Source organism: Nostocoides sp., assembly GCF_035343835.1.
Classification (GTDB): Bacteria; Actinomycetota; Actinomycetes; order Actinomycetales; family Dermatophilaceae; genus Nostocoides_A; species Nostocoides_A vanveenii.
In genome coordinates this window covers 1-11,607 of the sequence record NZ_DAOQZV010000092.1, presented here as the reverse complement: position 1 = coordinate 11,607, position 11,607 = coordinate 1, and the positions used below count along the sequence as shown (strand labels likewise).

At 68.0% G+C, this 11,607-nt stretch carries 14 protein-coding genes; 4 read left to right on the top strand and 10 right to left on the bottom strand.

The genetic code is table 11. From position 1 onward, the window contains the following. The coding region (locus PKH97_RS08375) for an RNA 2'-phosphotransferase (RefSeq protein ID WP_324386953.1) at positions 1-463 on the top strand (463 nt) is incomplete at its 5' end. Positions 464-485: 22 nt separating this feature from the next. Here the strand turns inward: PKH97_RS08375 and PKH97_RS08370 are convergent. The 4 genes from PKH97_RS08370 to PKH97_RS08355 all read right to left on the bottom strand — a co-directional run bounded on the left by PKH97_RS08370 (position 486) and on the right by PKH97_RS08355 (position 2,912). Then, complete coding sequence (locus tag PKH97_RS08370; protein WP_324386952.1) at positions 486-635, bottom strand: PIN domain-containing protein; 150 nt, start codon at positions 633-635, stop codon at positions 486-488. Then, positions 632-883 (bottom strand): hypothetical protein, encoded by a 252-nt coding sequence (locus PKH97_RS08365; protein ID WP_324386951.1) that lies wholly within the window; start codon positions 881-883, stop codon positions 632-634. Before PKH97_RS08365 ends, PKH97_RS08370 begins: the two co-directional genes overlap by 4 nt. Beyond that, positions 880-1,080 carry a type II toxin-antitoxin system VapB family antitoxin gene (locus PKH97_RS08360; RefSeq protein WP_324386950.1) on the bottom strand — a complete coding sequence of 67 codons (201 nt, stop codon included), beginning with the start codon at positions 1,078-1,080 and terminating at the stop codon, positions 880-882. Before PKH97_RS08360 ends, PKH97_RS08365 begins: the two co-directional genes overlap by 4 nt. Positions 1,081-1,232: 152 nt before the next feature. Then, positions 1,233-2,912 (bottom strand): LLM class flavin-dependent oxidoreductase, encoded by a 1,680-nt coding sequence (locus tag PKH97_RS08355; protein WP_324386949.1) that lies wholly within the window; start codon positions 2,910-2,912, stop codon positions 1,233-1,235. A 113-nt stretch (positions 2,913-3,025) separates the two neighbouring features. On the opposite strand from PKH97_RS08355, the gene PKH97_RS08350 reads away from it, so the two are divergent. Continuing rightward, a complete protein-coding gene (locus PKH97_RS08350; RefSeq protein ID WP_324386948.1) occupies positions 3,026-4,228 on the top strand; it encodes a thermonuclease family protein in 1,203 nt (400 codons plus the stop codon). Between the two features lie 65 nt (positions 4,229-4,293). Here PKH97_RS08350 and PKH97_RS08345 read toward each other — a convergent pair whose 3' ends face one another. Both PKH97_RS08345 and PKH97_RS08340 read right to left on the bottom strand, forming a co-directional pair. Then, the gene (locus PKH97_RS08345; RefSeq protein WP_324386947.1) at positions 4,294-4,782 is read right to left on the bottom strand and encodes an SRPBCC family protein; all 489 of its coding nucleotides are present in this window, start codon (positions 4,780-4,782) and stop codon (positions 4,294-4,296) included. Next, on the bottom strand, positions 4,779-5,138 hold the full coding sequence (locus PKH97_RS08340; RefSeq protein WP_324386946.1) for a metalloregulator ArsR/SmtB family transcription factor: 360 nt from the start codon (positions 5,136-5,138) through the stop codon (positions 4,779-4,781). The genes PKH97_RS08345 and PKH97_RS08340 overlap by 4 nt, the downstream gene beginning before the upstream one ends. Before the next feature lie 168 nt (positions 5,139-5,306). On the opposite strand from PKH97_RS08340, the gene PKH97_RS08335 reads away from it, so the two are divergent. Both PKH97_RS08335 and PKH97_RS08330 read left to right on the top strand, forming a co-directional pair. Further along, positions 5,307-5,732, top strand: coding sequence for a VOC family protein (locus PKH97_RS08335; protein ID WP_324386945.1), 426 nt, complete (start codon positions 5,307-5,309; stop codon positions 5,730-5,732). A gap of 121 nt (positions 5,733-5,853) precedes the next feature. Further along, positions 5,854-6,483: a hypothetical protein gene (locus tag PKH97_RS08330; RefSeq protein ID WP_324386944.1), complete on the top strand. Its 630-nt coding sequence runs from the start codon at positions 5,854-5,856 to the stop codon at positions 6,481-6,483. An 83-nt stretch (positions 6,484-6,566) separates the two neighbouring features. Here the strand turns inward: PKH97_RS08330 and PKH97_RS08325 are convergent, their stop codons facing one another. The 4 genes from PKH97_RS08325 to PKH97_RS08310 all read right to left on the bottom strand — a co-directional run bounded on the left by PKH97_RS08325 (position 6,567) and on the right by PKH97_RS08310 (position 11,493). Further along, on the bottom strand, positions 6,567-8,033 hold the full coding sequence (locus tag PKH97_RS08325; RefSeq protein ID WP_324386943.1) for a M20/M25/M40 family metallo-hydrolase: 1,467 nt from the start codon (positions 8,031-8,033) through the stop codon (positions 6,567-6,569). A gap of 70 nt (positions 8,034-8,103) precedes the next feature. Then, entirely contained in the window at positions 8,104-9,249 is a 1,146-nt protein-coding gene (locus PKH97_RS08320) for an alpha/beta hydrolase-fold protein (protein ID WP_324386942.1), read from the bottom strand. Beyond that, on the bottom strand, positions 9,246-10,181 hold the full coding sequence (locus PKH97_RS08315) for a hypothetical protein (RefSeq protein WP_324386941.1): 936 nt from the start codon (positions 10,179-10,181) through the stop codon (positions 9,246-9,248). Before PKH97_RS08315 ends, PKH97_RS08320 begins: the two co-directional genes overlap by 4 nt. Before the next feature lie 16 nt (positions 10,182-10,197). Next, positions 10,198-11,493 carry an ATPase gene (locus PKH97_RS08310; protein WP_324386940.1) on the bottom strand — a complete coding sequence of 432 codons (1,296 nt, stop codon included), beginning with the start codon at positions 11,491-11,493 and terminating at the stop codon, positions 10,198-10,200. Between the last annotated feature and the right edge of the window lie 114 nt (positions 11,494-11,607).

Here is an 11,607-nt window from a genome sequence, read left to right as displayed (position 1 = left end):
CGGCTGGGTCGCGATCGACGACCTGCTGGCCGCGCTCAACGCCTCGGGCACGCGGGTCAGCCGGGCCGACCTCGACGAGGTCGTCGAGCGCAACAACAAGCGCCGGTATGCCGTCGACCCCACCGGCACCCGCATCCGCGCCAGCCAGGGCCACACCATCGACGTCGACCTCGGCCTGAGAGCGACGCCTCCACCGGCGGTCTTGTGGCACGGGACGGTCGCCGCCGCGCTGCCTGGCATCCGCGAGCACGGCCTTATCCCCATGCGCCGCAACCACGTTCACCTGTCGGCCGACGAGGCGACCGCGCATGTCGTCGGTGCCCGCCGGGGTCGGCCACTCGTCATACGGGTCGATGCCGCCTCCATGGGCACGGACGGCCACGAGTTCTTCATCAGCGACAACGGGGTGTGGCTGACCGAGGCGGTTCCCCAGGCATACCTGAGCTTGCCGGCCGGCAGCTGAGCGCACGGCCCAAGTCAACCGGCTACCCCACGCGCACCGGGATCCACGCGGCAGCGTGGACGAAGTCCTGATCAGTGGTCAGCAGGGTGGCGTGGTGGCGGATCGCCAGGGCGGCGATGAGGGCATCGATGGCCCCGAGCTGCACGCCATGCCGCCGGCACTCGTTCCTCATCTCAGCGGCGGCAATGTGGTCATCGCGATCGGCATGAGGTAGGCGAGCGGGGCGAAGCGCTCGACAATCGCCGCCCTGGAGGCCGGTGCCACGACTCCTTGCAGGATCTCTTGGAGCACGACGCCGGTCATCGCAACCAAGTCCCGCCCGGACAATGCCGGAGAAAGGCGAGTCAGTTCCGGTAGGTCCGCGGGCCGGCCGCGCCGCAGGGCCAGCGACCACACGCTGGTGTCCACGAGCAGGGTCACCCGCGGCTCCGTTCCGCCTTGTCGTCATAGTTCGCGTCCCAATCCACCGTCCCGAACAGGTCGAGGACCCCCGCCTGCTCTCGGCGCGCGATGTACTCCATCAGCGCAGTAGTGACCGTCGCCTTCTTGGTGCCCTCGCCGCCGATGAGCAGCGCCCGGTCGAGCAGGTCGGGGTCGATCGCGAGATTGGTGGCCATGTGTCGAGCCCTACACAAATGCGTGTGTAGGTGACCCGCCGAGGACCGAGCCGGTGTTCTGAAGGGAGCCACGCTTGGCAGGACATCGAATGCCATGCCGCGGCACGTCATACCGGCCGGGCTGGGGTCCTTTTCCCGTCCTCCCGCCGGCGCTACTGGAAGCCGTATGCCGCGAGGGGCGCGAGGAGTTCGCGCTCCTCATACGCCAGGTGCGAGAGCAGCGCGTCCGTGAGCAGGTCGACCTCGGCGGCGAGGGTGTCGAGCGCGGGTGCGGCGGCGTCGGTGCTGACCACGGCGACGAGCGCCTCGTCGAGCCGGTCGAGCAGGTCGGCGATGACGTCGTGCTCGTGTTCGAGCCGGTCGATGACGGGTGCGAGGGCGGGGTCGGCGCTGAGCAGGTGCGGGAAGACCGCGCGGTCCTCGAGCGTGTGGTGGCCGGTGACGACCCGGCAGTAGGCCGCGCAGTACGCCCCCAGCGTCCAGTTGTTCTGCCGCATCGTCATCGTGTTGATCGCCGACCGCGCCGCGCCCACGCCGAGCGACCCGTCGCGCACCTGGGCGATGATCCCGCGGACCTGCTGCAGCTCCTGCCGCAGGTGGTCGTGCACGTCGACCAGGTGCTGCGCGGTCGCCTCCTGCTCCGCGGTGAAGTCGCGCTCATTGAGCACGTATGACGGCCGGTCGCCTTCGTCCCACGCCTCCTCCCGCGCGAGCCGGGTGCCGTCGTCGGGCGTCGCCCGCACGCTCAAGCCCGTTTGCTGTGTCCTCCCCCCCGCCATGCCGCTCTCCTCATCGGCCTGGCCGGCCTCGGCGCCAGCCAGGCCGGACTGCTCGCGAGTGGGGCCGCCTTTTCGTTGGCGGGCCGCGCTATAACCAGGCCCGCCAACGAAATTGCGGCCCGACTCGTCGTCGCCGACGGGCCGTTCGTCCTGCGTGGCGAGGCCCTGGGTCGCGCGCCGCTCACGTTCGGTGTCGACCTGATCGCGCACCGCCGGCGCGACCTCCTGGGCGAAGGTCGCGAGCGCCCGTGGGTCGTCGCTGCCGAGGATGAATGTGGAGATGCCTTGGGCGAGAGCGAGTTCGGCGAGCTGCGCGGCCCAGTTGGCGGGGGTGCCTTTGAGGAACTCGGAGCCCCGACCGAAGGAACCAAAGATGTTGTAGGCCCGCCGCACGGCCTCGGGCGAGCGCCCGGCCGCGACGGCAGCCTCGTCGATCGCGGCGTTCATGTCCGGCAGGGCAGGTGGATCGGCATACCCCATGCTCGGGATCCACACGTCGGCCAGTTGCGCGGTGACGCGGAGCATGCGCGGTTTGTAGGCGCCCAACCAGAGTGGAATGTCATGTGCCGGAACGGGACCCGGCTTCAGACCCACGGCCGAGTAGTGCTCGCCCGCAATGCGCACCGACCCGCCAGCCCAGAAAGCGCGGATGATCCGGATCGCCTCAATGAGCGCGTCGACGGCCTCCCGAGGTGTGCGCCTCGGCCCGCCGGCGGCCACGATGCCGTCCCAGAAGGCGCCCGCGCCGAGGCCCAGTTCGACCCGTCCACCGGTGACCAGGTCGAGCGTCGCCGCCGCCTTGGCGAGCACTACCGGCGGACGGAGCGGGAGCGAGGCGACATTCGGTGCGAGCCGCACCGCAGTCGTGCGCGCGGCGATGACGGACAGGAGGGTCCACATATCGCCCTGCTGCGCGGCATACGGATGGTCCTGCAGGCAGACGAGGTCGAGCCCGGCAACGTCGGCGAGTTGCGCGTTCTCCAATAGCCGGTCCAGGTGCGCCGCGTCCGGGGTGAGGAAGGCGCCGAACTCCAACGCATGCTCGTAGTCCATGCCCCGATTCTTCTCCAATCGGGAGCGCCTTCCCTCTTCCAACTCTCTGGTACTAATGGCCTTTCGTCACTCGTTCGGGCCCGAAGCGGGACCGTTGGCGCGTAGGAGCAGGTATGACGACACCACCGGCAGGCTGGTATCCCGACCCGCATCACCCCGAGTGGCTGCGCTACTGGGACGGCGCTCAGTGGACTGCGCACACCGCGCCCGCGCCGGGCTACCGGCCCCAGGCGGAACTCCAGGACGGCACTGGGACGCACGGGTCATCGGGACCGGTGCTCCGCGGGGCGGCCCAAGCGCGGGGAGCGTCGCCGTGGCCGACAAGCTGGGCGGCGACCGGCACGGGAAGCCCAGCGCCGACCGGTCAATGGGTGACGTCGCGGGCGGCCTACGGCCGCAGGCGGAAGTTGCTCGCCAGGATGAGCCTACGGAACAAGGTGGTCGCCGGATCCGTGGCCGGACTCTGTGCAGTGGCCGTGATCGGCAGCCTCGGAGAGGACGCGCCGACTGCCGCGACCACGAGTTCGAGCACCACACCAGCCGCGGGAACGACCCAAAACGCCGCCGGCCTCGCGAGCACGGAGACCGACAACATTGGCGGTTCGGGCGGCCCGGTGGCTTCGGCGGCCGAGACGACGCCGTCCCGGCCGACCCTCTATCCGGTGACCTCGGTCGTCGACGGCGACACCATCAAGGTCCGAATCAACGGCACGACCTTCCGCGTGCGCGTGCTCGGCATCGACACACCTGAATTGGCAACCAAGGACTGCTACGCGCAGAAGGCCGCGAGCAAGATGCAGTCGCTTGTGCAGAGCAAGTCGGTCGCCCTGCGCCTCGATTCGCGCCAACCGGAGCACGATCAGTATGGGCGCCTGTTACGCCATGTCATCTTGGCGAACGGCAGTTATGCCGCCTACGCGCTGATCAAGGGCGGCTTCGGCAAGGAGTACGTGCCGCGCGGCGACTACGCCGGGCGCGCCACCTTCCTCAAGGCGCAGGCATACGCCAAGGCGAACAAGCTGGGCGTATGGAGCGCGGGCTGCGCGGTGCCGAAGCCCACCTCCCCAGCGCCCTTCGTCAACCCCCCGAAGCCGACGGCACCGAAGCCGACGGCACCGAAGCCACCCGTTGCCCCGCCTCCGACAAGCAACACCTGCGACATCAAGGGGAATATCTCCAGCTCCGGCGAGAAGATCTATCACGTTCCGGGACAGCGCTTTTACGACGAGACCGTGATCACCTTGTCCAAGGGAGAGCGTTGGTTCTGCAGCGAGTCCGCCGCCGTCGCCGCCGGTTGGCGCAAGGCCAAGGTCTGACCTCGCAGGGGCCAAACGTGGCTTGGCCAAGTTCCCGGCGGTAGGTCACCAGGTTGACGGGCCGCCTACACCTGGCCGTCGGCGAGGAGCCGGTCAAGGGCGGCATACCCCTCGTTGACGCCGGTGCCCATGCCGCTGGCCAGCCAGGCGTCGCGGCCCTCGAAGGAGTCGACGAGCGAGGTGGCGTGCAGTCGTGTCATGCCGCCGCCGAGGTCCTCGAAGGTCATCGTCTCCAGCGCGACGGCCTCGGGCATGCCCTCGAAGGTGAACGTCTGCACGATCCGGTCGTCGCTGATCTCATGGAAGCACCCGTGGAAGCCGAGCTCGACGCCGTCGGTGCGATCGACATACCGCCAGCTGCCGCCGGAGCGCGCGTCCCAGTAGTCCACCTGCACGGTGCGGCTGTCGGGACCCATCCAGAGGGGGACCAGCTCGGGATCCGTATGCGCGCGCACCAACTGGGCGGGCGTCGCCGCGAAGTCTCGGGTGATGTGGATGACGGGGACGCTCGGGTCGGCCGCGATCTGGGCGTGGGTGATGTGCGCAGTGGTCATGATGTCTCCTTGAGTTCGCCGCGAACGACATTGCCGTCCTCGTCCATCCGGGCCAGCAGGGCTTCGAGACGCGAGTAGCGCACCTCGGCCTGGCGCTGGTACCTCTCGATCCACTTGGTCATCAGGTCGAACGCCTCCGCCTCCAGATGCACTGAGCGGCGTTGTGCCACAGGGTGTTTGGTGATCAGGCCCGCTCGCTGCAGGATCTGCAAATGCTTCGAGACCGCCTGCACACTCATCTCGTATGGCGCGGCGAGCTCACCGACGGTGGCGTCACCGACCGCGAGCCGCGCGACCAGGTCGCGCCGCGTGGGGTCGGCGAGGGCCCCGAAGATCTCGCTGAGCTGGTCCGGCACGCTGCTTCTCCTCCTCAACAAAGTGGTTGATAACAGTCCATCATGACACGGCGTAGTCGTCAACCATTCGGTTGAATTATGGGTCCGAGGGCCGGGTCGGAGGTGAGAAGGACGCGGGGTGGGGACACGGCATACGGTAAGCGGATTGCGACAACGAAAGGACGCAGGATGGCCATCTCCGTCAACCCCTACCTCAACTTCGCCGGCAATGCGCGCGAGGCGATGGAGTTCTATCAGGGCATCTTCGGCGGCGAGCTGCGGGTGCTGAAGTTCAGCGATTTCGGGATGACCGAGATGCCGGCCGACGGGACCATGCACGCCGCGCTCGTGCACCCGAACTTCACGATTATGGCCAGCGACGCGATGCCGGGGGCGGAGCAGACGTGGGGCGGCACGCGCAACTACATCGCGTTCATGGGTGACGAGATCGAGGTCATGTCTGGCTGGTTCGACGAGCTCGCCGAGGGCGGCAAGGTCGGGCAGCCGCTGGCGCAGCAGGCCTGGGGCGACACCTATGGCGATGTGATGGACAAGTACGGCATCGAGTGGCTGTTCAACATCGCGGCGAACACCGGCGGCGACCTGCCGAGCTGAGGGCCAGATCGGCGCGAGCAGGCACCCTCCGGGATCGGCGCGGGCCGGCGCAGGTGGCCAGCGGTCCCGCGATGTATCAGAGTCGAGCGGCGCGCCTCTTCTACCCCAGGAGGGCAGAACCATGAACAGACGCCAGCTACTCACCGCCGCGACCGTTACGGCAGCAACGACGGGCCTGACCATCGCACCCGCGCACGCCACGCCCGGAGCCGGCTTCACCGACGACTTCACAACGCATCGGCGCAACTGGATCGACGTGGGCGGCAGCTGGATCCGCCAGCACGGCACGCTCCAGACGCGTTCGTCGGGCACCGATCGGAGCCTGCATACCGTCCGCACGCGATCCACCTACGCAGGCCTATGGCTGGTGGCGCGGGTGCGGCATACGGGCCCAGGGTCGATGTCGCTGATCACGAACGGCGCGGCCGGCCACCGCAACGCCGCCGGCGAGTGGGGCCCGTCGTACCGCTTCGGCTACACGGCGGCCGGACAGGTCTTCATCGCCCGGATCAACCCGAACTTCACCCGCACCTTCCTCCTCCCGCCCGAGCCCGACGACGCGGTCGACCCGCGGGGATGGAACGAGATCAAGGTTGTCTCGGTCGACAGCTACCAGTCGCTCCAAGTCAACGGCGGGAGCTTCCACGTCACCACCGACCCCGAGGTCCCCGTGGGCTATGTCGGCCTCGCCGGCCTGGGCGCCGGGTCTCTGACATCGGTCGACCGGATCCAGGTTTCGCCGGTCGGCTGAACCGGCCTTTCGACCAGGCTGAATAGGCCACTCGACGGGGCTGAACCGGCCACTCGACGTGCGCGATGGGGGGCGGGGTGCAGCTAGGGGCTAGCGGGGGCGGCGCCGAGGGCCTGGAGGAAGAGGGCGAGGGTCAGGGCGGTGCGCTCGAGCTCGCCGGGGTCGACGCTTTCGTCACTCGCGTGGATGCGGCTGGCCGGCTCCTCGACTCCGAGCAGCAAGATCTCCGCGTCCGGGTGCAACTCCTGCAGGGCCACCGTGAGCGGGATCGACCCTCCCTGGCCGGTGGTCACCGCGTCCACGCCAAAGGCCGCGCGCATGGCCCCGCGCATCATCCCGTATGCCGTCCCATCCGTCCGCGCTTCGAAGCCCCGTCCCAGCGTGAGCGGTATGACCTCCACCAGACCGTACGGCGTGTGCGCACGCAAGTGGTCCATCAGAAGTCGTTGTGCCACAGCAGGATCCATCGTCGCTGGCACGCGCAGGTTGACGATGGCCGACGCCTCGCCTTGGACGGCCGCGGTGACCCGAGCCGTCGACGGCGCGTCGATCGCGAGCACTGTCGCAGCCGGACGGGCCCAGAGTAGGTCGCCGATCGCGCCAGCTCCTCGGGGGTAGCTGATCGCGCCCCCGCCGTATGCGTCGCCGATCTCGCCGGCTTCAGGCGGGGCGCCAATCCCGTTGACCCCCAAGGGTTCCACGCCGTCGAGGAGCGCGGCGTCCTTGCGGAAACGCTCCGGGTCGTACGCCGCACCACCCCAGGAGCCCGTCGCGTCGAGCCCGTCGATCGTCGTCTCGCCGGACGGGGAGCGAAGGCTCGCCAGGGTCGTCAGGAGCGCCTGAAGTGCGTCGGGCGCCGCCCCGCCGTACATCCCCGAATGCGCGGCGTGCGCCATCGTTCGCACGGTGATCCGCACCGAGCCCGTGCCGCGCAGGGAGGTTGTCAGCGTCGGCCGGCCGAGCTCGATATTGCCGGTGTCCGCCATCACGATGACGTCGGCCGCGACCAAATCGGGGTGCGCGCGGGCGAGCCGCTCCATGCCGCCGGCGGACTGCTCTTCGGACCCCTCGACCAGCACGGTGACGTCAACCGGCCACTCGCCCAAAACTTCTCGGCCCGCTCGAAGCGCCGTCAGTATCGCCACGATATTGCCTTTGCAGTCCGCCGACCCCCGCCCAAACCAGCGGCCTTCGCGCTCGGTCAGGGTCCACGGATCGCTGGACCACGACGCCGGATCACCGACCGGGACCACGTCATGGTGGGCATACAGCAGGACGTGGGGGCGCACCACGTCTCCGGTGGCCTCGCGAGGCTCGATGCCACTGGGCGGACTGACTGCCTCGTCACGGCGAGGCCTGACCACGGCCCGCCCGAAGACCGCGACGGAGCTGTCCGGTGTTTCGCGTTCCTCGACGTTCAGGCCCACCTCGCGCAACAACTGAGCGACCAGCGTCACCGCGGCCGCACATTCCACAGGCGGCTCGATGGCCGCGTCGAAGACCGAACGGCACGCGACAAGCGCGGCCAGATCGGCGCGGGCACGCGGCATACGGGCTCGGACTGCAGCCCGCAAGCGATCCGAGACCGACTCTCTCCCAATGTCTTCCGCCACGAAGCTCTCACTCATAGACATACTTCTGCGGTCCGGGATAGAGCCAGGACAGGGCCGACTGCATCCGGTCGCGCCAGTTGTCCCAGTTGTGGCCGTCGCGATTCTCCTCGTAGCGCACTGTCATGCCGGCCTCGCGGAAGACCGAGACCATTGAGCGGTTCGGGGTGATCAGCGGCTCATAGATCCCGCAGGACATATACATCCGCCGCACCGGCGCCGTCGGCCGGGCGCGATACTTGTTGACGAACTTCACCACGGGGTCGAAGGCCGGCCCACCGCCGTGATCCTGGCCGATGTCGGTGAAGACCAGCGACGCCGACTGAATCAGCAACGACCCGAAGATCCCTGGATAGCGCACGGCCGTCGACAGGGACGCGACCCCGCCGAAGCTCGACCCCATCAGACACCGCCCCGCTGGCGCGTCGAGCAGCGGAAGCCATTCGGTCAGCGTCGGAACAAGTTCTCGCGCAATGAATCTCGCGTGCGGCGCATAGTTGGGATATTCCCTTAGCCGGTCGTGGGGCGGCACAAAGGCCACGACCATGGGTGCCACGTCGAGATGATGGATGAGGTTGTCCAGCACCGTCTTCATCGCCGCGAACTGCAGATAGTCGCCACCGTCGTGCACCACCATCAGCGGGTAGCTGAGCACCGGGTTGAAACGCGCCGGCCGATAAACCCAGAAGTGCTGTTCCCGGCGCAACGCGCGGCTGCGCATGCGCTCCTCGGTCAGCTCGCCGGGCCGCGAGTCGGGCTGGTGCTGCGCCCACCACGGCACCTCATACCCCTCGCCCGCGCACACCGAACTCGACCCCATCGGCGAGTGCGCCAGCCGCGGATTCAGCGGGTCGTTGAAGCGCTCATAGTGATCGCCGCGACGCGTCTCCAACTGATACTCGACCCGGGACCCGGCCGGCAAATCGCTCGTGGCCGCCCACAGATCCGTCCCGGCGATCCGCTTCATCGGCAGCGGATCAGGAAGCCCGACCACGCGGTGCCGGACAAAGACCTCGTCGGCTTCCCCCCGGAACAGGAAGGTCGCATGCGCGCCCTCGATAATCGGCGAACCGTGCTTGGCCACGAAGGACGAGACGAGTTCCGGCCCCAGAGAAGGGTCTTCGCGCAAACGGTTGATCTGCAGCTTCCGCCTCACAGCGCATCACCCGTATGCACGATTCCATCCGTCCCGATGATGCGCGCGCTCGCGGGACGCACCCCGTCGCGCACATCGAGCAATGTCCCGTCGTCGAGCACGACGCATTCCGCGTCGTGGAAGCGCTGGGCGAGGATCGAGAGCCGGTTCGGGTCGTCCATCCGCAAGCGGCGACGCGCGTGCGGAAAGACGACGACCCCCTTGATCCGGCCCAGGCCGAAGTCGAACAACTCGGTCTCGCGCGCCGCCGTCGACCCGAAGTCGTGGAAAAGCACAATCCGGTCAGTCAGCGCCATGGCGCCCGCCGACCAGGCCACGACCGGCATCTCCGCGGGAATATCCACCTGGAAAAGCCGGATAGCGCTCATCAGCGAGCGAATATTGCCGCCTGGCAAAACCATTGCGGCACAACCGATTAACGCAGCCTGGATCTCACCTCGATGCCAGCCGATCACCCCCGTTGCCTCGGTGCGACCCTCCTCGGCCAGCGCGGCATACAGCAAACCCAGCTCCCGCAGATACCAATCGTCGGTGCGCCGGACGTTCTCGACCGCATCGAGCAGGCCGCGATACGCCGCCGAATGATGCACTCCGGCCGGATGGATCGGGACGAGTGCCGAGACGGCATAGACCTCCGCCTTCACGTGATCGAGGCGGGTGCGATAGAGGCCGGTCAGCTCGTCGTGGCGGACACGAAACCGCGATGCGGCCGCCGCGAAGGTCGCATCCTTGAGCAGCACATCGCCGAGTCGGTGAAAGAGGCGCAGATTGCGGGCGCGGCCGTCGAGCGCCGCGTCCAACTCGGCAATATCGTCCTCGCGTTCTTCCCACCCGGCGTTGATGACGGCGACCGGACCTTCGGTCTCTATAGACCGCAGAGCCGTCGTGGCCTTGACCGTAAACCGTTGTGGCCCAAGGAGTATCGTGCGCACGTCAGCGGGTCGCGCCTCAGCCGGCGTAAACGTGGATGGTGCGGCCGACGTCGTCCAGCATCCCGCGCAAGACGTCGTAGTCGGGGTGGCGCAGGCGCACATAGGCGTTGGCCATATAGCCGGCCTCGACGCCCTGGGTCAGATGCCCGACGGGCGGGAAGTGGCCGTCGATGATCCAGTCGCCATAGCGGTCCTGGATCTCCTCGATCCCGCTGTAACCCTTGATGACCCCGTCGTGATCCGGCCGGAGCGCGATGATCCCCGCGGAGTAGTGACGGTTCATCGGCTGCTCCCGCACGCCATACGTGTGGATGTGCGCCCACTCGCGATAGACGTCGACATTGTTGGCTGCGGAGTAGAGATCCCAGCAACCCACTCCCGGCGGACGCGCGCCGATCTCACTGAAGCGCAAGCCTTTTGGCCCGTAGAACCACTCCATGTGCGTCGCTGACGTGCCGATGTCGAAGGCCTCGATCACCTGACGCCCGAGCTCGGCCACCTCGCCGTAGAAGGACGAGTCGGCCTGCCGGTTGGTCGTGATGAACTGCGGGCTGATCCACCGAGTGCGCATCGCCTCGAGCACATTGGGGAAGTAGTGCGTCGTCCAGTCGTGCACGATCGCGTTGTTGACACAAATGGTGTCGTAAAACCCCTCGTGCCCCTCGTTGAACTCCTCCACCGCAATCGACGTCGCTCCGTGCGCACCGAAAACGGTCATGGCGTGCGCGAGTTCGGTGTCGTTCGAGACCTTGATGGTGTCTTGGGCGCCGGCGCCGGCTCGTGGCTTGAGGATCAGCGGGTAACCGACCTTGGCGGCGAAGTCCCAGATCTCGTCCGCCGAGTCTGCCGCTGTCGACTGCGCCGTCGGGATGCCGACCTTGCGCAGTGCCTCCTTCATCGACGGCTTGTCGCGGCACAGCCAGGTCGCGTGCACGGACGTGCCCGGTATGCCGGTGGCCTCGCGCACCTGCGCCGCCGCCATCGTGTGCGCCTCGACTGTGGCTTCGAGCTTGTCGACGTAGACCTGGGACTGGATGTAGCGCACGGCTTCCGTCATCTCGTGGACGTTGGTGACATTGCCAACCTTGTAGTAGCCGACCATCGCATCGCGCAGCTCGTCCCCGAGCGCCCAGTCGTCAGACTCGCCGATCCCGATGACATTCGCCCCGACCGACGCAAGCGCGTGCACAAAGCGCCGCTGGTTGTTGGGGAAGCTCGGCTCGACGAAGACGATATTCATACCCCCGGACCCTAGCGCCCGGCTCAGGCTGGCGTGGGCGGCCGGGGCTGCCGAGAGCGTGCGCTGCATCATGCCGCATACTGCCCGCTCGGCCTTCGCCTCCCGCGCGCGGGACCTGGTCGGGCACCGTTGGCCACTCGACGACCCTGAACCGGCCACTCGACGACCCTGAACCGGCCACTCGAC

Excerpts from the sequence above, each read along its gene's own strand:
- PKH97_RS08370 (WP_324386952.1), bottom strand. The coding sequence starts at position 635 with ATGAGGAACGAGTGCCGGCGGCATGGCGTGCAGCTCGGGGCCATCGAT.
- PKH97_RS08360 (WP_324386950.1), bottom strand. The coding sequence starts at position 1,080 with ATGGCCACCAATCTCGCGATCGACCCCGACCTGCTCGACCGGGCGCTG.
- PKH97_RS08355 (WP_324386949.1), bottom strand. The coding sequence starts at position 2,912 with ATGGACTACGAGCATGCGTTGGAGTTCGGCGCCTTCCTCACCCCGGAC.
- PKH97_RS08350 (WP_324386948.1), top strand. The coding sequence starts at position 3,026 with ATGACGACACCACCGGCAGGCTGGTATCCCGACCCGCATCACCCCGAG.
- PKH97_RS08345 (WP_324386947.1), bottom strand. The coding sequence starts at position 4,782 with ATGACCACTGCGCACATCACCCACGCCCAGATCGCGGCCGACCCGAGC.
- PKH97_RS08335 (WP_324386945.1), top strand. The coding sequence starts at position 5,307 with ATGGCCATCTCCGTCAACCCCTACCTCAACTTCGCCGGCAATGCGCGC.
- PKH97_RS08330 (WP_324386944.1), top strand. The coding sequence starts at position 5,854 with ATGAACAGACGCCAGCTACTCACCGCCGCGACCGTTACGGCAGCAACG.
- PKH97_RS08325 (WP_324386943.1), bottom strand. The coding sequence starts at position 8,033 with ATGCCGCGTGCCCGCGCCGATCTGGCCGCGCTTGTCGCGTGCCGTTCG.
- PKH97_RS08310 (WP_324386940.1), bottom strand. The coding sequence starts at position 11,493 with ATGATGCAGCGCACGCTCTCGGCAGCCCCGGCCGCCCACGCCAGCCTG.